This is a genomic window from Bdellovibrio sp. (assembly GCF_047637665.1).
Lineage (GTDB): Bacteria > Bdellovibrionota > Bdellovibrionia > Bdellovibrionales > Bdellovibrionaceae > Bdellovibrio.
Genome location: NZ_JBLJBT010000044.1, coordinates 264,400 through 284,389, shown reverse-complemented (window position 1 = coordinate 284,389; position 19,990 = coordinate 264,400). Strand labels below are relative to the sequence as shown.

Genomic DNA, 19,990 nt, shown 5'->3' with positions numbered 1-19,990 from the left:
CTTTTTTAGACTTTCTTTTCCAGGACGATGAATTCAAGTCCTTCGACTTTCGGAAGTCCGAAACGTTCATCCCCATAGGGGAAAGGTTTTTTTTCCCCGGTTTTTCGAAAGCCGTGTTTTTCATACCAAGCAATAAGCTCTGATCGCGCTGAAATCACCGTCATAAAAATGCTAGTACAATCCCAGAATTGTGCAAGAGCTCCCGACTCAGTCAGGAGCATCTTGCCAATTCCCTTATTTTGCAAAGAGGGATCGACGGTGAGCATTCCCAGATAACATTTGGCGTTTTGTTTTTCTAAATGAACGCAACCTACGAGGTCTCCGTTATCATCGTTTTCAGCAATCAAAATAACCGAATCTTCTTTGTTGATCATCTCTTGGATGCCTTCGGCGTCAGTGCGTTGGCCTCCCAAAATATCGGCCTCGGTTGTCCAGCCCACTTTGGAGCTCTCTCCACGATAGGCCGAGTTCACAAGTTCAACAAGACTGTCCACGTGACTGTCGTCCGCTTGAGTAAACTCAATATGCATACACACCTCCGGAAGGGTACCTCTAGGTTTTCTTGCAATAGATGAAAAGTTCTTTTCCTTGGCGGCGAGGGACGGATTTTTGCCAGCGCCCCCAGAAGATGGGGTGATAGGAAGACTTAAGGCGTTGGCGAAGTTCCCACTCGGTGCCGCCGTAAGGGGGCCCCTGTCTTTTTTCGAATGCAAAGAAGACGCCCATAAGGTGGCCGCCGCTGACAAGAACCCGGTTCCATACTTTAACAAGGTCTTGGCGTTTGGCGGGATTAATCGCGCAATAACAAGTGTGTTCAAACACGACGTCAAAGGCCTGATCGAACTCCCGTGGAAGTTTGAAAAGATCGGCTTCTACGAAATGCAGATTTTCAAGGTGGCCATAATTCTTTTTGGCTCTTTCAATCGCTTGCGGAGAAATATCCACGGCCGTCACCACGTGACCGGCTTGCGCGAAGAAGGCGGCATCGTGTCCTTCTCCACAACCCAAAACAAGAATGCGAGAGCGCGAGATTTTAAGGCGCGGAAGCATGTCTTTGAGGGCTTCGGCGGCTTCGCCTAAGTTCCAGCCGGGATTGGGTTCCGTTTCATAAATCTGACTCCAATAACGTTCTTTTTCTACGTCTTGATTGGAGGGCCAGTACTCGGGAATCTCGTAAGTTTTTCCTTGGAATTCAATGAAGTCGTCGCCAAATCCATCAAGCATATTGAAAAAACTTGCTTGAGCTTTGCGAGACATCACAAAGGGAATTTTATTTGCAGTGTAGCCGTGAAAACGATCCCACTCATCCAGAGACAATGATTCTAATGAAAATGCGAAGTGAACACCGTAGGGAAGAGAGATTTCCCACGCACCGTCTTTCACCTGAACCTGTAAAGCAACATAGGGTTCATCGAAGGCTTCGACGATAACGGGAGTGTCCCCGATCGTTGAAAGCAGAGTTCCACCTTCATGAAGTTTTAAATTTTGCAGAATTTCTTGTCCCACAAGAGGGTCCTGGATGCGAACCTCGCGGCTTAGACCGTAACCCTCTTCATCAATCTGGATGAACTGTGTGGGAATAGGCATTACTTGTGAGGTGCCCCAGTGGGCGCGGGTGTTGCGGTGGGGGCCGGTGTTTGCGCAGAGTCAGGGGCTTCTTCACCAGGAGTGATTGTTGAGCCCTCTGTGAAGACTACGATATCGTTGGTTGTTTTCACAGACTGAAGGGTCCACTTGTCGACATTGGCACTTTCAGAGGGTTCACGATGAAGAATCGCTTCGCCTTCGATCACTTGTTCGAGGGCTTCGCCCCCTTCGGTGGTGTCGATGAATTTATAGGCAAAAACGGCGCGAACCTTGTTGTCGCCCAAAGATTCTGTCCAAAGTCTTGTGATCGAAAGATCTTTCGCGTGAGGTTTCTTGGTTGCGAGCGTATTTTCGATAAGTTCCGCAAGTTTAACCTGAATGCCGGAGTGCGTCTCAAATCCCACGGCTTGAGAAGTATGGATAACATTCCAAGTCCAAACAAGTGCGGCAATGAAAACGATGAGACTAACAATTTTCTTCATCTCTAGAGTCCTCTCTCTATTTACTCAGTGTGATAAAACTGACATCCTTATCCGACCATGATATTCCGTTTTTTTCAACATTCGTGCAGAGAGGATATCTCATGAATCAACAATGGCTGACAATCTTAATGTCTAAAGGGATTGAGCTGGAACAAAATCTGCGTCAGCAACTGCAAACGGCCAAAGAGGGCCTCAAAAGCCAACTCGAAGACCGAGGCATTCGTCTGAGCGCTGCGGATCTGGCGGCGTTGCTTGAGGAGGTGTCTCCGAAGGCGTCTCATGCTGCCTTGAGTTATGCGCTGGATATGGTAAGACCTTTTTCGGCGGGTATGGGTTTGAGAATTTCTCGTTTGTCAGACACTCAAGTTGAAATGGTGATTCCCGCGCGCACTCGCAATTTGAGCGAGGTGAAGCAAATGCACGAAGGCGCGATCACCACAGCCGCTATTGAAGCGGCGAAATTGTTGTGGATGCGTCACGCTCCGATTGGAACTTTTGAAGTGACAGTTTCTCGTGTTGAGGCGGACTTCTTCAAGAACCAAACAGAAGACTGCCGTGTGCGTATGGAGCTGCCTGAGACGACGCGCGAGATGGTGCTAGCGGCCCTTCGGGAGCATCGCGAAGCCAAGGCCGAGGCTGAGCTTAAAGTTTTTGATGACCATGACCAGGCGGTGGCGGAACTGCAACTGCACTTAAGTTTCAAACACACGCCCGCATTAAGCGGACAAGGCTAAAGGGTTTTATGGAAATTTTGGAAAGTCATATTGATACAAGTTCAGCGGACTTCAAAGCCAATCGGGAAGCGATGCTCAACATCGTTGGAGAATGGCGCGAACGTGTGGAGCTGGTAAAACAAGGTGGTGGCGAGGACGCAACCAAAAAACACAAGGCCCGCGGGAAGTTGACAGCACGAGAGCGCATTGAAGCTCTCGTCGATGGGGGGACGGCCTTCCTTGAGTTTTCGACTTTGGCGGCCTGGGATATGTATGAAGGTCAGGCGCCAGGTGCGGGTGTAATCACTGGCATTGGTGTTATTCATGGGACAGAGTGCGTGATTGTTGCTAACGATGCGACGGTTAAGGGCGGCACTTACTTCCCAATGACGGTGAAGAAGCATCTGCGCGCACAGGAAATCGCTTTTGAAAACGGTCTTCCTTGTATTTACCTAGTCGACTCCGGCGGCGCCTTTTTGCCAATGCAAGCGGACGTCTTCCCGGATCGCGATCACTTCGGAAGAATTTTCTATAATCAAGCTCGCATGTCGGCCTGTAACATTCCGCAAATTGCGGTGGTCATGGGCTCTTGCACGGCCGGAGGAGCTTATGTCCCGGCAATGAGTGATGAGACCGTGATCGTCAAAGAAAATGGGACCATCTTTTTGGGCGGTCCTCCATTGGTGAAAGCGGCGACGGGCGAAGTCGTGGACGCCCAAGAGTTGGGTGGAGCTCAAGTGCACTGTGAAACAAGTGGTGTCACAGATCATTTCGCTGAAGATGACGAACACGCCATTGAAATCACTCGTTCGATTGTGGCACATCTGAATCACAAACGCGCGGTGCAACTGAAAACCCTTCCTGTGGAAGAGCCTCTTTTTGATTCACAAGAGCTTTATGGTGTCATTCCTAAAGACAGCCGTGTTCCTTTTGATGTGCGTGAAGTGATTGCGCGCCTTGTGGATGGATCTCGTTTTCATGAGTTCAAACCTTTGTTTGGAAAAACCTTGGTGACGGGGTTTGCCCATATTTGGGGAATGCCGGTGGGAATTATCGCCAACAATGGTGTGCTTTTCAGCGAAAGCGCGCAAAAAGCCGCGCACTTTATTGAGCTGTGTGAACAGCGTGAAGTTCCGTTGATCTTCTTGCAAAACATCACGGGTTTCATGGTCGGAAAGAAATATGAAAATGAGGGGATTGCCAAACACGGCGCCAAGATGGTGATGGCGGTTTCCAATGCCCATGTGCCGAAATTCACGGTGGTGATCGGCGGTTCTTATGGCGCCGGGAACTATGGTATGTGCGGACGAGCTTATCAACCCCGTCAGTTGTGGATGTGGCCGAATGCCAAAATCAGCGTGATGGGTGGTGAACAAGCTGCCAATGTTTTATTGACTGTGAAGTTGGATCAGATGGCGGCTAAAAAACAAACGATGACAGCCGATGAACAAGTCGAATTCAAACGTCCCACGTTGGAAAAATATGAACGTGAAAGTTCGGCGTACTATTCATCAGCCCGTATTTGGGATGACGGTATTATTGATCCCGCAGACACGCGCCGTGTATTGGCGTTGGGAATTGCGGCCAGCCTTAACAAATCTTGGGGTGAAAAATCCCAAGGCGTCTTTAGGATGTAATTATGTCTTTTGTTGTTGTGACAGAGATGAATCAAGTCGCTTACGTCAAACTTCATAGACCTGAAGTGCGTAATGCTTTTAATCCAGAAATGATTGCCGAGATTACGAAGACCTTCGTGGAGCTTGAATCTCGCAACGATCTTCACGCTGTGGTTTTGCAGGGTGAAGGAAAGGTTTTTTGCGCTGGCGGGGATCTCAACTGGATGAAAGAGATGGTGAACTTCTCTTTTGATCAGAATATCGAAGACTCCTTGAAGCTTTTTGCGATGTTTGAAGCTATTGCTCAGTGTTCTTTACCCGTGATTGGTTTGGTCCACGGCGCCGCCTTCGGGGGGGCTTTGGGTTTGATCGCCGCGTGCGATGAAGTCGTTGCTGAAGAGGGAACTCAGTTTTGCTTTAGTGAAGTGAAGTTGGGCATTGCCCCTGCGGTTATCAGTGCTTTTGTGAATCGTAAAGCGGTTCCCGGAAAAGTACGTCCTTTGATGCTTTCTGCGGCGGTCTTTAATGCGCACACGGCTCAGCAGGTGGGTTTGGTGACAGAAGTGGTGCCTGCCGGTGAAGGACATACTGTCTTGCAAAAGGTTTTGCACAACTACAGCCAATGTGGACCTGAAGCCGTTCGTGAAACCAAAAAGCTTTTGAATAGTTTAAATTCAATGACCTGGGATCAGCAAAAGAAGGCGACCGCGAAAGTGATTGCGGAACGTCGAGCCAGTCCCGAGGGACAAGAGGGCCTAAAATCTTTTCTTGAAAAACGTGAACCGACATGGAGACCTCAATAATGGGTAAGTTCTCTCGTATTGCCATCGCCAATCGTGGTGAAGTGGCTGTTCGTATTATCAAGGCCTGTGAAGAACTGGGAATTGAAACAGTTCTTCTGCATTCGGAAGCCGATATTCATTCTCGCGCTTATCGAATGGCGACAAAAACAATCTGCATTGGGCCGGCGGCGACAGCGGAAAGCTATTTGAATATTCAGGCGAATATCAACGGAGCTTTGGCCGGGGGGGCGCAAGCCATTCATCCGGGTTTTGGTTTCTTGTCTGAGAATGCCGACTTTGCCGAGGCAACTCGTAAAGCGGGACTGGTCTTTATCGGCCCGTCACCCGAATCCATTCGCTCTTTAGGGGACAAGGTTCATTGTAAGGAACTTGCGAAACAAGCAGGTCTTCCGCTGGTTCCAGGTTACCAAGGCGAGAATCAAGATGTTGCGCATTTGATCGTTCAAGCTGAAAAAATCGGCTATCCCGTGATTGTCAAAGCCGCAGCCGGCGGCGGTGGGCGCGGTATGAAGTTGATCAAGTCTTCTGCAGAGGCCGGAGAATTGATTGAGTCCGCGCAGCGCGAGGCTCAGTCGGCCTTTGGATCGCCTAAAGTTTTTTTGGAAAAATATTTGGATCGCGCCAAACACATTGAGTTCCAAGTTTTCGGTGATAGCACCGGGAATGTGGTTCATTTCTTTGATCGCGAATGCTCTGTTCAGCGCCGCCATCAAAAAATTATTGAAGAAGCGACGTCACCATCGTTGACGGATGAACTTCGTCGCCGCATGGGTGAGGCGGCTTGTGCGATTGCGACACTGGGCAAGTACCAAGGGGCGGGGACCGTCGAATTTCTTTTGCAAGATGGAGAGTTCTATCTTCTTGAGGTGAATACCCGTTTGCAAGTTGAGCATCCGGTCACGGAAGAAGTGTTGGGTGTCGATCTGGTTAAAATGCAGATCCTCACTGCTCAAGGCGAATTCGTTCACGATCCCAAGCAGATTCGTGCGCCGAAAGGACATTCCATTGAGTGTCGTATCTATGCTGAAAATCCTTATTTAGGTGGAGTTCCTTCGACGGGAACCTTGGGGCATGTGGAGTGGCCCGAGGGCCCAGGACGCCGCTACGAGTATGGTTTTGATGATGGTGACACCATCACACCCTACTATGATCCGATGATTGCGAAAGTGATTGTCTGGGACGAAACACGTTCTCGCGCGATTCAAAAGATGATTCGGGTATTGAAAGACTCTGTGGTTTTTGGAGTGCATACGAATATTCCCTATTTGATCGAGATTTTGTCTCACAAAGAATTTGTGATGGGCACGATGACCACACGATTTATTGAGACGTACTTTAGTGAATCTCTCAAAGAACCCACTCTTTCTGAAACAGAAAAGAAAGTGGCGGAAGGGGCTTTGTTGCAACTTCGCGGGGGAGGTGAATCAGCGACCTCCTTGGCAGTTTCTCCGTGGGCATCTTACTGGAGGGGGATCTAATGGAAATCAAAGTTCGTATCGACGGAGTGGACCATAAGGCCCAGGCTCAACTGATCAAAGGCACTTTGTGGGTGCATCACAATGGACGTGTGTTTACGGTGGATGCAGGGACAGGACGAAAGTCTCGCAAAAAAGCGGGGGCCGGAGGCTCTTCGGATCAGGTCATGGCTCCGATGCCGGGGAAGGTGACTAAGATTTTGTTAAATCCAGGTTCTGCGGTGTCTATCGGGCAAGCGGTCTTGGTGATGGAAGCAATGAAGATGGAGTATACTTTAAAGGCCGAGATTGACGGGACCATCGATTCCATCAACTGCACGGTGGGAGAGCAAGTGGCTCTTGGAAAAGCTCTTGTGAGAATTAAGCCGACGACCGATAAATAGGGACTATGAAAAAATCAGTTGTTATTGTCGAAATGGGATTAAGAGATGGCCTGCAAAACGAAAAAACCGTTTTGGATGCGGACACTCGTGTGGAGTTTGCAAAACGACTGATTGAGGCCGGCACCAAGCGTGTGGAGATTGGTTCATTTGTGTCCCCTCAGTGGGTGCCCCAGATGGCGGGCACGGCTGAGGTTTTGAAGAAGACCCAGGAATTGGTCAAAACAAAACAGGTTTCTCGGAAGACTGAATTTTCCGTGTTGGTTCCCAACGAGCGGGGAATGTTAGATGCTATTGAAAATGGTGTGAAGGAAGTGGCGATCTTTGCCGCTTGTTCAGAGTCGTTTTCCAAGAAAAATATCAATTGCACCATCGAAGAAAGCTTTCAACGTTTTGCGCCGGTGATGGCTTTGGCGAAAAAACATAAAATCAAAGTGCGCGGATATCTTTCAACCTGCTTTGGCTGCCCTTTCGAGGGAAAAGTCTCTGAAGCGAAAGTTATTAAGCTTGCGCAAAAAATGTATAAGCTGGGTGTTTACGAAGTCTCTATCGGTGACACCATCGGTGTGGCCGATGTGGGGCAAGTGGAGTCCTTATTTAAAAAACTTAAAAAGGTGATTCCGGCGAAAAAGCTAGCGGGTCACTTCCATGATACCCGGGGGCAAGCCCTCGCGAATATTTTGGCGGCCTATAAGCTGGGTGTGACGGTGTTTGATACAAGTCTTGGTGGTTTGGGGGGATGCCCTTATGCTCCAGGAGCGACGGGAAATGTGGCCACGGAAGATGTGGTTTATATGTTCCACGGTATGGGTATTAAGACCGGGCTCCATCTTGATAAGTTGCTGGAACTAAATCCTTGGGTGGCGGAAAAAATTCAGCATCCACTCCCATCAAAGGTTGGCAAAGTCGGAAGGCTGAAGCCGCTGGGAAAAATTCTTTAAAATCGTGTTCCTCTAGTGAAGAGGAACACCGCGCTGATAATAATTTGTGATTTCAAATTCTTTTGGATCGATGACCTTTTGATCCACAATATAAGAACGGAAGATGTACTCGACGGTCAACCCGGTATCGATGAAAGACGGAAGGTCTTTTACTTTCGGGTAGAAGTCGCCCCCTTCAGCCATAAAGTTGTTCATAGCAAGTTTATAGATCTTTTCAGCTTTGATTTCTTCATGGTTGATTTTAAGTTCAAGAATTTTGTTTTCAGTGTTGGTTGTTAAAGTCACACCGCTCATTTGTGGGAAGTTGCCTTCGCCCGGATTCATTTTTGCGATGACTTCCATGTACTTCACCAGCTCTGCTCCGGTCAGCTCGACTGTGCAGACGGTGTTGCCAAAGGGAAGGACCTTAAAGATATCTCCATAAGTGATGGGTCCCGGCGCAATGCTGGCGCGAATGCCGCCTGAGTTGATTAAAGTGAGGTCCGCTTGAGTGCGAAGTTGCAGGGTCTTGGTCACCAAGTTGCCAAGGTTTGTTTCCTTGTAACGGACATTGGCGCGTTCTCCATCTAAGAACACAGGGGTTTCGCCGACGACGGTTTTGAGTTTTTCAGCGCTGAGTTGTCTCAGTGGATCCAAGATCGCAAGAAGGGCAGGATCTTCTTCGCCGGCTATAGGTTTGAGTTCTGAGCTTTTTAAAGAGATCTTTCCGTCAAGAAACTCGAGATTAAGAATTCCGACTTTTTGATTCTTTTCGAAAGTATGAAAAATAAATGTTCCATTTTCGACTTCGGGGACCGGTAAAGAGGAGTGAGAATGACCACCCAGAATAAGATCAATTCCAGGAACAGCCCGCGCTAAAAGAACATCATTAGGGGCTGCGCAATCTCCGAGAGGGCACCATCCTAAGTGACTGAGTACAACGACAACATCAGCACGTTGTCTTAAGAACGGGATCCACTTTTGAGCAGTAGCAATCGCCGGATCAAAGATCAAGCCTTGGGTGTTGGCGGGAAGACTTAAAAAAGGCGTATCTTCTGTTGTTAATCCCAAAAAGGCGACGCGAAGATTTTGCTCTTCTTTGATGATGAACGGGATGATGGGAAGATACTGAGCTTTGGCTGAACGAATATTCGCTGATAAAAAAGGAAACTGCGCCCAAGAGTGTTGCTGAGAGAGCACCTGCCAATGTTTATCGAACTCGTGATTGCCGATGGCCATCGCATCAAAACCGATAGCCTGCATGGCGCGAAAATCAGGTTCTGCCAACAGGAGATCCGATTCGGGAGTTCCGGTGTTTATGTCTCCACCCGAAGTTAGAAAGAACAAAGAATTATTTTGTCGCGCTTCTTGGCGTGCGTTTTTCACTAGGGTTGAGAGAATTGCAAAGCCGCCTTCATTATTTGCAGGAGATTTATAGAAGTGGCCGTGGGTGTCGCTTACGTGAAAGAAAGTCAGATCGTACTTTTTTCCTGCGTCGTAGGTGAAGGCGGTGGAAGAGACAAGCAGGGAGAGAAATAAAATAAGAAATTTCGTCATGGACTGACTCCTAAGGGGCTCAAGTTATGCCACCGCCCCGTATTCTTTGTCGAGCCCAAAGTAAACTGAAATAACCGCTGTACTTTTTACAGGGAAAAGGGGCCTCGTCGCGTGCCCCTTAGAACCATAATTCTCCTCCGACGATGCCAGAGAATCCCTCGGTGAAATAGGAATAGGTTTCCTGATAGCGATAGTCTAAGAGGTTGTTGAGACGCGTGTACAGGGTCAGACCCTGGTTGACCTCATAGGAGTAAGAAGCATTCGCCACCACATACCCAGGTAAAGTGGTCAGGCTTGTATTGCTGTTGCGATCCAGTCGTTCGCCGGCGCCAACAAGTTCGAAGCTGCCGGATTGCACCCCCCACGAGTGAGTGTACTTAAGGCTGCCGTTAACCAAGGGACGACGAATGAGCCAGCGAGCGTTGTCCACGTCACGCGGTTCTTGGTAGCCATACGTAAAGAGGACTGACGAGACATCGTTGGGTCTTAAGGTGTACGCCACTTCCACGCCATGGGTTTCTGACTTATTGACGTTCGTGTAGCGAAGCGAAGGATAACTGCCTTGCGTGACAATCAAATTGGAAAACTGAGAGTTGAACACGGTCAGAGAAAGCTGTTGTCGATCTGAGAGTTCGATATCTTGTGAAAGACTGTATTGGGTGGCTCGTTCCTCTTTTAGATCGGGATTCCCATACGTTGAATAAAGTTGGAACAAAGAGGGAATTTTATATCCAGTCGAGATTTCAAACTTTGTGTTCTTTAAAAGCGTGAGGCCAATTTGATACGTGCCAACGGGATCTTGTTTTTCCCAATTCTCAATGCGCCCACCGATAGAAAGATCAAGACTTTCTGTCATCTTGTAGTCCGCCTTGACAAAAAGGCCTCGTTGTTCGGCAAAGGAGTTTGAGATCTCGACACCCTTGTCACGATAGACGAAGTCTTCATGGATATAACTAAGCCCTGACAGTACAGTCAGGTGTTCTGTTTTTACGGGCGTCACATCCAAACGAATGGTGCGAAGGTTGGCCCCATAGCTCTGGTCCGTGAGTGTGGGATTGGTGGCGTTGATCGGTTGATCGAAGTCGCGAACACTGTTTTGTCCACTCAAGCTGAGACGAGGACTCCATGCCCAGTTGTTGAATTTCAAACCTGAAGAGACCGCCAACTGCCGACTGAATTGCTGAAAATCATCAGCATCGACAATTTGATAGTTTTGATTAGAGCTTGGGGAAAAATTCAGTTCTTGAATGTAGTTGGCTTTGATGTTGCCATCCACCGCCCCTTTCCACACGTAAGTGCCTTCCCCGTTCCAAGAGTTACGGGAGTAGGTGCGAGAGGAACCTAAAACCGGCGATTCGCTATTTTTCCAAGATCCATGTCCCCGAAAGATCATTCCTTGGTTGTCCTCAATAGGCTCAGTGTGAACGGCCGTGATGTCGGCGAGGTTTTGAGTTCCAACTTGCCCTTGGATTCCCGTTTTTGTTGTGAACTCTTGCGGAATGGTCTCGATTTTGATGACACCACTCAGGGCTTGTCCTCCATACAAAACGGTCTGGCTGCCTTTGATAATCTCAATGCGACGAACAGATTTGATATCCAAAGAGTTCAAGTTAAAAGTACGTTGAATCGTCGAGGCATCGTAAAAGGGAATGCCATCAATAAGAATCAAAACGTGGCTAGAGTCTCCGCCGCGGATGTAGATGGAATTGGGCTGAAAGGGTGTATTCGTCACTGTGACGTTGGCCTGGCTTGAGAGCAAGCTGGTGATATTCGGAGAGCGAGACTCTTTGATCGTTTTTTCGTCAATAATGATTCTGCTGGAGGTGTTAAACACCATGTCTTCGACAACGGTTTCGAAAGACGGGGGAGCCTCTTGCGCCACACTCAAAAGTGGGAAGAGGGCTAAGATAAGAGCTCGGGAAATATTTTTCTTCATGAGATATCCTTCTAGTTCACGCCAAGTTTAAAGCGATAGGTGTAGCGAATCTTCACCGCAACGGATTCCGTTCCTTTTTGTGCGGGCTGAAATTCAAATTTTTTTAAAGCTTCAATAGCAGATTCATTTAATCCATAGCCGGGGCCACTGACCACTCGCACGTCGCGAACTTTGCCGGTGCGATCAATCAGAATATCTAAGATCACCGGACCGTCGATGCGGGCTTGTTTGGCTTCTTCAGGGTAATTGGCTTTATACTCTTTGGTGACTTTTGGAAAGCGAGTCACGTCACCCCAGCCAACAGGAGTGCTGTCGCCGTTATTGCCCGAAGTCTCTGTCGTGCCGGAGTTTTCCTGAGGAGTCGCTTCTGCCGTCGATGTACTAGTCTCAGAGGGGAGAGGCGATTTTACCGTCAGTTTTTGCGGGGCTGCCTTTGGCAAAGAAGGTCTTGATGATTTTTCTCCGCTTTGGGGCAGAGGGGAACTCAATGTCAGATCAATCACTTCGTCGGGAGAGGAGTGCAATGAGTTTACGGCGGAGAACCAAAGTGCCAGGCCCAGCGCTAAATGCAAACCAAGTGAAAGTAAGTTCCAGAATAAGTTTTTCAAAGCGGTCCCAATCTCCCATAGTTCTTGGGGATGATCAATCTCAGATTGAGACAGGGCATTGGTTTTGTACTGTAAAGTCTTAGAGGTGAACCTATGGACTCTAAACGAAGATATTTGCATTTGATTCCTTCTGCGCTGGTTGTGACGTCCCTTATTTTGTCAGCCTGTCAAGAGACTAGCCATCAGGTCACCCCGCGAGTTGCCTCCGGCAATAAAGGCGCACGAACGGAGTCGATGGCGGAGCGCAATAAGCTCTCTAAGGATCAGCAGAGATATGTCATAAACCCGACAGAGCTTGCCTCCTATAAGACTCACCTTGCTGCGATCTTTGATTCTATGTCTGAAGATGCTTTAACTCCTTGGTCTGCACTCTTTAAGCTTAAGGTGTGGGTTCTTGGGCCAGTTGATCTGAAGAAAGAAGCTTCTTCGTCCGTGGCGATCACCTATTCCGAAGTTTCGACACAACCGATGGCTCGACAAACACAATATCAAGTTTGGTTTGATTCGCGTGTATTTGAAAAGTTGAATGATAAAGATAAGGCCGAGTCCATTTTAGAAGGATTTCTCACGAGCCTGTACACTTTTAAAAATCTATCGAACAATGAGCTTTGCGACTTGGTGAAGGAAACCCATCCTGGCAGTGAGTGTACTTTATCGATCAGTAAGGGCGCTGACGATGAAAAGATGGTGCAAAAAGCGAAGGCCGTCAAAAGAACTTTGACCCCGACAGTGTATCGAAAAGCTCTTGTCCAGGAAGACTATAACAACATTCGCCGTGTGAAAGCTTACATTCTTCAGCAAGGTGGAAATTTGCGCCATGCAGATCTGATTGTGAAGATGACTGAAAGTGGATTTGATGAGCGTGTCTTCTCCCTTAAAATGAAAACAGCCGGCGAGGCCAAGGACCCTTCGATCATGGAAGATGAAGCGATTGAGTCGCTTTTTGCGCAGGCGAAAGCTTTGGATAAAACTCAAACCGTTTGTCACTATCTTCAATTGGCGACTCAGGCTGGATGTGAGGTCGCGGCTCAGCGAACACGCGAAGAAGTTCCTGGGTCAGGGATGCAACAGGTTTTATTGTCTTTGACCGTGAAGGAAAGTGAAGCCAAAGACGTTTTATTGTCTGAGGTGGTTTATCAAGTTCCTAAAATTAAGGTGGCGAAATATAGTGACCTTGCGACAAAAGAAGAGTTTTTCCTGGTGCCACTGACTGGGGTCAGCATGAACGAGCGGGTTGTCGGGGCGTCTTACCGAATGAACTATTTGCTGGCGGTGAAGGCGGTCGTGAATAAGACCGAGGTCATTAAGCTTGAGGGCGTCCTCTCAGTTCCCGGTATCGTGACTAAGGTCACTCAAGATGAAAGCAAAGGGAAGGTCCTTTGCGAGGGCGCGATGGCAACGTTGAAGGATAAGAGCACAGATGTTGTTGTGATTGCGAAATCTGATAAGTACCTGGGGTCTCTAAAAGAGATTATGAAGGGCTTAAGTCCCATTCCCCCTTGCTGGTAAGGATCAGGGCGATTCCCAGACCGACCCTTGAAAAAGAGGGTCTTCGTGTGTTAGACTTTGTCTGTCGGGCGATAGTCTGACGATTATGAGAAAATAAATCCGTCGTAAAATCTTTTTTTAAGACTAATTCATGGGCCCTTCCGGGTCGTTGGACGGATTTTTATGCAATACAATTTATTTCAAGTGACCGCGAGGTCGCTCGCTTTTGAGTTACCTCAAGGCGACAAATTATTTTCGAATGTGTCATTGAGCCTCAATAGCGCGCGCGTGGGTTTGGTCGGACCTAATGGTGTTGGTAAGAGCACGCTTGCTAAGTTGCTTGCGGGTTTGCTGACTCCTTCCGAGGGGGACATTCAAAGTTCTCATGTGGCGACTTATCTTTCGCAAATTGAGGAGCCGCCTCCAGGAACTGTTGGAGAGTATCTTATGAATTTATGGGACAGTCCCCAGAGTCGCCCTGAGCTGTGGGGACCTCTTCTGCAAGATATTGAACTAGAAAAAAGAATTCAAGATCTCAGCGGCGGAGAGTGGATGCGTGTTCGCATTGGCGAGGCTCTCTCGCGAGTGGAAGGCCTTTTGATTTTAGATGAGCCCACCAATAACTTGGATCGGGAAGCTCGAGGCTTGATCGCAGAGTTTGTCGATTCCTATGAAGGTCCTTTGCTGGTGATCAGTCATGATCGCGAATTGTTGAATCATGTGGATGTGATTTGGGAATTGTCGAATCAGGGTCTTGCGGTCTATGGCGGAAGCTATTCTTTTTATAGCGAAAGGAAGGACGCCGAGCACGTTTTACAACAAGAGAAAATTGACCGGGCCCGACGGGAAAAAAAGAAGCTAGAGCGCGAGCATCACGAAAAACTGGAGTCTCAAGAAAAAAGAATGCGGCGAGGAGAACGTATTGCCGCTCGCGGGGGGCTGCCTCGCATCTTGATTGGAGGTTTAAAAAGAAGAGCTGAAGAGACTCAGGGGAGAATCCACGCTCATGAGGAAAAACGTGTGGAAAAAGCTCAAGAGGATTTTCAAAACTTGTTGGCGCAAGAAAAGAAAGAAAGTCGCCTTGGTCTGGAACTGCCGGAGACCTCAGTCCCTGAGGGGAAATTGATTTTTGAAACACAGGATTTGAATATTCAATTTGCCTCACAGAAAAAATGCCTTTGGTCGCAACCGTTGACATTGACGATGAAAGGCCCGCGAAGATGGGCTTTGTCCGGAAGAAATGGCGCCGGAAAATCGACGTTCATTCGGCTTTTGTTAGGAGACGTCTCGCAGGACTTGCGAATTTTTGGAAGTTTCAAAAAGGGAGACCTGAGCACGGCTCTTTTGGATCAGAGTTATTCCATTTTGCGAAAAGATAAAAGTGTCCTCGAAAATGTCATGTCGTGTTCTCGCTATGACCTCGTTGAGGCTCGCAATCACCTGGCAAGATTTCAGTTTATGAAGGAAAAAGTAAATCAAAAGATTGAAACCTTGAGCGGCGGAGAAAAATTGAAAGCAGCTTTAGCGAAGATTCTTTTGGCGGCTCCAGCCCCCCAGTTCCTTATCCTGGATGAACCTACAAACAATTTGGATCTTGAAAGTCTGGAAGTTTTGGAGAATGCCTTGAATGAGTATCAGGGGGCTCTTCTGGTTGTCTCCCATGATGAGATCTTTCTTAAGAATATTGGAGTTGAGGAGGTCTGCCTTTTGCAATCTTGACCCTCACTATGATTGCTCGTTGGTTGACGTCCTTGAGTTTTGTGTGTTTTGGCCTACTTAGCCTGATGGTTCTTCAGATGACGAAGAGGCCGCTCTGTATTGATTCCAAGGTTGTCGAAAGAATTGACAGGCTGTCGGGGGCCGGTACGGAAACGGTCTATCGTTGTGCGCTTAATAAGTCGACCCCTTACAGCCAGTTCTTCAGTGAACGGGTGAAAGATCTTTCCTTTCGGCTTCAGCAGATTGAAAGGCTCTTGGAAAGTTCAGAGCCGTTTTATCGAAAGCTTCAGATCACCATTCTTGACGATCGCCCGTATCTGTTTCGGGTTCAGGGGCATCACATTTATATAGGCAAGAGTTTGCTGGAGGCCCCGGGCCATTTAGAAAAAGCTTTGGCCAAGGTGTGGTATCGGGAGCGCAACGAGGCTCTTTTTGCGCAACAAGTTTTGATGGAAGAAGTCATCACAGACTTTTTGATTCATTTGCAAGGCGGAGATTTGGATTTAGGGGATCCGAATACTCATATTAAAACCGCCTTGCGCAAGGTTAAATGGCCCTATGTTCTAAAATCCGTCGCGGCTTACTGTGATTCGCCTTGGAAGCAGTCCGAACACTTTGCGGTTTGCCAAAATAAACTGGAAGCGTCGACCCTGTTGGATCAACAGGTCGTCGAGATGAGTTTGCGTCCGCTCTTGGTGACCAGTTGGATTCGTTCTTACCGGGACCTTTCGGTGAAAGAGCGATTTCTTTTTGTTCAAGGTCTTCCTCAGCTTTTAAGATCAGAACATTCCCCTAGTTTGCCTTTGACGAGTGGGCTCGGAGTTGCCGGCATTCAAGATTCAGCGCTGTTAAAAGCAGCGGAGGCCATTAAGAACGTGAATTCTTTTGTTGCGACGTCAACGGTGATGAAGGACTCTGAAATTCAGCGTTTGTTTGTTTCAAATTTCACCAATGAATTGCGTTCGAATGGGTTCCAGGATGCTTTTGCAGAAGCCTCATTTGATGTTCTTTATGTCAGCCAAGAACCTTTGAACGAGAACTCAAAGGTCTTTCAACAATTTATGAAGATCGCCAAGGCTCAGCCTAAGTTACAAATGGCTATTCGTGATCAGTCAGGCCTTTGGATGCTTCCCGCAAAATATCCCATTCCTCTAAAGTCCTTTGGGCAGATTCGTGCGAATCGGACTGTGGTTGAAAAGTGTGGCGGATATAATTTCAGCTACGTCATCGATTACGCGGATATCACCGAAAAGCTTTTGGTTGTGGACCATTGCGATCGTAATCGCGAGATTTTGTACTCGCGCTTTCTGACCGAAGGAGCCGAGGGTTTTGGAGCGCAGAATAAGGGGATCGCCTTTATTCAGTTTCACTTGCCATCTTTACTCATGAAGAAAACCGATCTTGAGCAAGTTTCAAATGTCTTTGAGTTCATTCAAAAAAGAGATGTCGAAAGTCCTTCTTTTAAAAGTTTGGGCTGGCGTGAGGTTCATTGGAGCGAGCAGGCCAATGCCTATCAGCCCAAAGCCTTTGTCGATGCCATCGAGTGGTTCCGGGTTCCTAATTAAAATACATTCTTGAACAAACACCAACTTTGAGTACCATAAGGCTTTAGCGAAAAGGTTTTTCTATGAAATCGTTGAAGCATTTAGTAATTGCGTTAATAAGTGTTTTGGGCGTGGCCTGTTCCTCGAAAGAGGAGGCAGTAGGAAATGCCGGAGGCGTGTTGCCGCCCAGCAAACCCCTTCCAAGCTCCTGTTCTCAAGATCTTTTGGCCCGTCTCAGTTGGAGAGTGGATCGTCTGGCTTTTGGGTATTTGATTGAGGTGGGAACGCAAGCGGGTGTTGTCTCAAAGTCTTTCGCAATTGCCTATACCGAAAAGTCGTTCTTGCTGACGCTCGAGCGCGGAGCTACTTATTTTTTGAAGGTCACCAAGTATCTTGGCGATGGAAATGCCACGGCCTTTCAAAATATCGAGTTGTATGTGCCAACGTGTGACGAGCGTGTCGAGTGGCAAAAAGCTCATCCAACCTACGTTGAGCCTTTTGACCATTTGGTGACGTGGTCACGTTAATCAAGACTGGGCAGTTCTGACTTCAACTCTGCCAGCTCGTTCATCTTTTCCGTGCGTTTTTTTTCAATCTGATTTCTTTCACTCTCGCTGGTCGAAATCTTCACTCTTTGAGTGGAGATATCAGAGTTTATGGAAGTCAGGCGATTTTCCAAGTAGTTTCGCTGGGAACTTTGCACGGGAGTTAAATTCTTTTGAGTCTCCACGAGAGATTGCTCGCTTTGAAGTTGCGTCAGGCGGATGTTGCTAAAGCCCAATTCCGAGTTCAATGAAGACAGGCGTGAATCAAGCTGGTGAATGTCTGTTTGTGTTGTTTCGATCATTGCTTGAATGTACTTCTTTCGTCCCTTGCGATACTCAGGCAAGAAGGCGGGCTCTAACTCTTTGGGGCAAATGTTGAGATATTTTTTTCCTGAAGTTCCCGCATTAAAGCCATTGGATTTTGCGCAATAATCGGCCACACCTTTTTTGTGTTCCGTCATAAGGACATTGATCTGTGGTCCCTCGCAAAGGTCGCGGGAATAGAAATCGCCATTTTTCCCTACGAGATAAGCGTGCGGACCACTGCAGTATTTTTGCATTCCGTTTTTAAATCCCAGATCTAACTGAGATTCTTGAATATCTGCTTCGGCTTTACGGCATTCATTGACGGTCTGATCCGCATTGAGCCAATCGCCGCGTAACGCGACTTTTTTGCCGTGCTCAAACCAGTTGATGGATTCACACTCTTTTCTTTTGAAGTAGCTTGCACAGGCAAAGAGATTTACCGTTAGTGCAATTAAAAGAATTCTCTTCATGACAACCCCACAAGCTGTTTGAGCTCACCTTCGTAAGTGTGTTGATTTTCCATAGCTTCGAGCATGGAGTTTTCCAGATCCTCAATTTTTCCACTGAGTTCATGGAGTTCCTTGGCAAGCACCGCGGCTTTTTCACCGGTGGCGGTCATCAAACTCTCGTTCAAGGTGTCGCGCAGCTTGCCGAATTCGGCGACTTTTTTCTCGCAATCTTCGATTTGTTTTTGAGCCTTTTTTATCAGACCTTCGATCTTTTTTCGTTCTTCTTTGTAATTGAATTTCGGGGTCGCTTCATTATTTTTAATATCTGCGCGACCGGGCTGCGTTCCAGTTTCGAAGGTTCTTTCCGCCAAGAAACCTTTTTGCAAACTCCACACATACTCGTCATAAGTTCCAGGATAAAGAGTCAACTGGCCGTGATTCACTTCCAAAATCTTATTTGCAACACGTCCAATGAATCCGCGATCGTGGCTCACGGTAACGATCGTGCCTTCATACCTCTCTAAAGCCGTCGTCAGGGCTTCGACCGTGTCGAAATCCAAGTGATTGGTGGGCTCATCCAAAAGAAGAAGAGGCGACTTTTGAAGTAAAATTTGTCCCAAAGCGACCCGGGACTTCTCACCACCGGAAAGTACTTTGACCTTCTTTTGGACGGAGTCGCCCGAAAAAAGAAGACTTCCAGCAATGTTAAGAACATCCTGTTGGGTCACTTCTTTGTCTGCGGTCGCTGCCATGGCCTCTAAAACGGTATGTTCGGGATTGAGAGATTCTGGAGTGTGTTGCGCAAAATAGGAAAGACTGACCTGATGGCCCCACTTGATAGAACCCTTGAGTAACGGAATTTGTTCGCCGAGGGATTTTAACAGAGTCGATTTTCCGGCGCCGTTTAATCCGACGATCCCCAGATGATTGCCTCGCTCCAGTCGCAAAGACACGTTTTTGAGGATGGTTTTTTCGCCATAACCACAATCCACATTCTCAACTTCTAAAATCATTTTGCCGGTTGCACGCGCAGGAGGTATGTGAATATGAGAGTGTGTGGGAGCCGCCTTAACTTCAATGACTTCCATCTTTTCGAGGGCCTTCAAGCGGCTTTGCGCTTGGCGAGCTTTCGTCGCCTTGGCCCCGAAGCGGGTGACGAAGTCCATGATGGATTTTCTTTTGGCTTGTTGGCTAAGAACTTGCTTTTGCAAGATCTCATTTAACATCTGCTTTTGTTCAAAGTAGTCATCCAAACTTCCCGGAAATTTGACGATATCGCCACTTTCCACTTCGAGAATGTGATCTGTGACCCGACGAAGGAATTCACGGTCATGGGAAATCAATAAGAAAGCGCCTTTGAATTCTTGCAGAAAGCTTTCTAAAACAAGCAAGGTTTCAAGGTCCAAGAAGTTGGTGGGCTCATCCAGCAAAAGCAAATTAGGTTCTTGTCCAATCAAATACAAGAGTTTGACCCGCATGCGGTAACCACCGCTGAGTTGTTTGAGGTGAGCTTGAAAGTGTGCCTCCGTCAAACCTAATTTGAGGCCAAACTGTTTCAGTTCCCAGAGAGGTTTAATACAGTTCTTTGCTAAATAGTCTTCAACCACCTCGTTGACATCCCAATCAGATTCTTGTTCAAGATAGGCGAGGCGTAATTGTTGGGACTTTGTGACCAAGCCCTGATCCAGATGCTCTTGATCAACAAGAATTTTGAAGAGGGTCGACTTTCCCGCTCCATTAGGCCCAATCACGCCCACGTGTTCGCCTTCGTTAATTGCAAACGTAGCGTCCTCAAAAAGAGATTTTGAACCAAATGCTTTATAGCCAGACTGGAGCTGAAGAAGGGTCAATGCCATGCATGC

The 19,990-nt window shown here is 47.6% G+C and carries 18 protein-coding genes; 10 read left to right on the top strand and 8 right to left on the bottom strand.

Going from position 1 to position 19,990, the window contains the following annotated elements; translation table 11 throughout:
• Positions 1 to 5: 5 nt before the first annotated feature.
• The 3 genes from ACM64D_RS16325 to ACM64D_RS16315 are packed head-to-tail and all read right to left on the bottom strand — an operon-like array spanning position 6 to position 2,069.
• Positions 6 to 530, bottom strand: coding sequence for a GNAT family N-acetyltransferase (locus tag ACM64D_RS16325; RefSeq protein ID WP_415064306.1), 525 nt, complete (start codon positions 528 to 530; stop codon positions 6 to 8).
• Between the two features lie 22 nt (positions 531 to 552).
• Positions 553 to 1,587, bottom strand: a complete 1,035-nt coding sequence (locus ACM64D_RS16320; protein ID WP_415064305.1) for a class I SAM-dependent methyltransferase — start codon at positions 1,585 to 1,587, stop codon at positions 553 to 555.
• Complete coding sequence (locus ACM64D_RS16315; RefSeq protein ID WP_415064304.1) at positions 1,587 to 2,069, bottom strand: hypothetical protein; 483 nt, start codon at positions 2,067 to 2,069, stop codon at positions 1,587 to 1,589. The genes ACM64D_RS16320 and ACM64D_RS16315 overlap by 1 nt, the downstream gene beginning before the upstream one ends.
• Positions 2,070 to 2,170: 101 nt before the next feature.
• Here ACM64D_RS16315 and ACM64D_RS16310 point away from each other — a divergent pair, with 101 nt between their 5' ends.
• From ACM64D_RS16310 to ACM64D_RS16285, 6 genes are read left to right on the top strand one after another with little or no spacing between them, the layout of a single operon-like run.
• Complete coding sequence (locus ACM64D_RS16310; RefSeq protein ID WP_415064303.1) at positions 2,171 to 2,803, top strand: DUF4442 domain-containing protein; 633 nt, start codon at positions 2,171 to 2,173, stop codon at positions 2,801 to 2,803.
• Between the two features lie 8 nt (positions 2,804 to 2,811).
• Positions 2,812 to 4,419, top strand: a complete 1,608-nt coding sequence (locus ACM64D_RS16305; protein WP_415064302.1) for a carboxyl transferase domain-containing protein — start codon at positions 2,812 to 2,814, stop codon at positions 4,417 to 4,419.
• 2 nt (positions 4,420 to 4,421) lie between these two features.
• Positions 4,422 to 5,201 (top strand): enoyl-CoA hydratase-related protein, encoded by a 780-nt coding sequence (locus tag ACM64D_RS16300; RefSeq protein WP_415064301.1) that lies wholly within the window; start codon positions 4,422 to 4,424, stop codon positions 5,199 to 5,201.
• Complete coding sequence (locus ACM64D_RS16295; RefSeq protein ID WP_415064300.1) at positions 5,201 to 6,679, top strand: acetyl/propionyl/methylcrotonyl-CoA carboxylase subunit alpha; 1,479 nt, start codon at positions 5,201 to 5,203, stop codon at positions 6,677 to 6,679. Before ACM64D_RS16300 ends, ACM64D_RS16295 begins: the two co-directional genes overlap by 1 nt.
• The gene (locus ACM64D_RS16290; protein ID WP_415064299.1) at positions 6,679 to 7,059 is read left to right on the top strand and encodes an acetyl-CoA carboxylase biotin carboxyl carrier protein subunit; all 381 of its coding nucleotides are present in this window, start codon (positions 6,679 to 6,681) and stop codon (positions 7,057 to 7,059) included. Before ACM64D_RS16295 ends, ACM64D_RS16290 begins: the two co-directional genes overlap by 1 nt.
• Before the next feature lie 5 nt (positions 7,060 to 7,064).
• Positions 7,065 to 7,997: a hydroxymethylglutaryl-CoA lyase gene (locus tag ACM64D_RS16285; protein ID WP_415064298.1), complete on the top strand. Its 933-nt coding sequence runs from the start codon at positions 7,065 to 7,067 to the stop codon at positions 7,995 to 7,997.
• 12 nt (positions 7,998 to 8,009) lie between these two features.
• Here ACM64D_RS16285 and ACM64D_RS16280 read toward each other — a convergent pair whose 3' ends face one another.
• The 3 genes from ACM64D_RS16280 to ACM64D_RS16270 form a co-directional block, all read right to left on the bottom strand.
• Positions 8,010 to 9,533 carry a 5'-nucleotidase C-terminal domain-containing protein gene (locus tag ACM64D_RS16280; protein WP_415064297.1) on the bottom strand — a complete coding sequence of 508 codons (1,524 nt, stop codon included), beginning with the start codon at positions 9,531 to 9,533 and terminating at the stop codon, positions 8,010 to 8,012.
• A gap of 118 nt (positions 9,534 to 9,651) precedes the next feature.
• Positions 9,652 to 11,469 carry a TonB-dependent receptor plug domain-containing protein gene (locus ACM64D_RS16275; protein WP_415064296.1) on the bottom strand — a complete coding sequence of 606 codons (1,818 nt, stop codon included), beginning with the start codon at positions 11,467 to 11,469 and terminating at the stop codon, positions 9,652 to 9,654.
• Between the two features lie 11 nt (positions 11,470 to 11,480).
• The gene (locus ACM64D_RS16270; protein WP_415064295.1) at positions 11,481 to 12,197 is read right to left on the bottom strand and encodes a TonB family protein; all 717 of its coding nucleotides are present in this window, start codon (positions 12,195 to 12,197) and stop codon (positions 11,481 to 11,483) included.
• Here ACM64D_RS16270 and ACM64D_RS16265 point away from each other — a divergent pair.
• From ACM64D_RS16265 to ACM64D_RS16250, 4 genes are all read left to right on the top strand, one after another.
• Positions 12,171 to 13,586 (top strand): hypothetical protein, encoded by a 1,416-nt coding sequence (locus tag ACM64D_RS16265; RefSeq protein WP_415064294.1) that lies wholly within the window; start codon positions 12,171 to 12,173, stop codon positions 13,584 to 13,586. The two genes, ACM64D_RS16270 and ACM64D_RS16265, sit on opposite strands and share 27 nt — an antisense overlap.
• Before the next feature lie 162 nt (positions 13,587 to 13,748).
• Positions 13,749 to 15,284, top strand: a complete 1,536-nt coding sequence (locus ACM64D_RS16260; protein ID WP_415064293.1) for an ATP-binding cassette domain-containing protein — start codon at positions 13,749 to 13,751, stop codon at positions 15,282 to 15,284.
• Positions 15,285 to 15,292: 8 nt separating this feature from the next.
• A complete protein-coding gene (locus ACM64D_RS16255; RefSeq protein ID WP_415064292.1) occupies positions 15,293 to 16,849 on the top strand; it encodes a hypothetical protein in 1,557 nt (518 codons plus the stop codon).
• A 62-nt stretch (positions 16,850 to 16,911) separates the two neighbouring features.
• A complete protein-coding gene (locus ACM64D_RS16250; protein ID WP_415064291.1) occupies positions 16,912 to 17,355 on the top strand; it encodes a hypothetical protein in 444 nt (147 codons plus the stop codon).
• Here ACM64D_RS16250 and ACM64D_RS16245 read toward each other — a convergent pair.
• Together ACM64D_RS16245 and ACM64D_RS16240 are read right to left on the bottom strand one after the other, a co-directional pair.
• Positions 17,352 to 18,149, bottom strand: coding sequence for a DUF2799 domain-containing protein (locus ACM64D_RS16245; protein ID WP_415064290.1), 798 nt, complete (start codon positions 18,147 to 18,149; stop codon positions 17,352 to 17,354). The genes ACM64D_RS16250 and ACM64D_RS16245 overlap by 4 nt on opposite strands.
• Positions 18,146 to 19,984 (bottom strand): ATP-binding cassette domain-containing protein, encoded by a 1,839-nt coding sequence (locus tag ACM64D_RS16240; protein WP_415064289.1) that lies wholly within the window; start codon positions 19,982 to 19,984, stop codon positions 18,146 to 18,148. The genes ACM64D_RS16245 and ACM64D_RS16240 overlap by 4 nt, the downstream gene beginning before the upstream one ends.
• Positions 19,985 to 19,990: the final 6 nt, after the last annotated feature.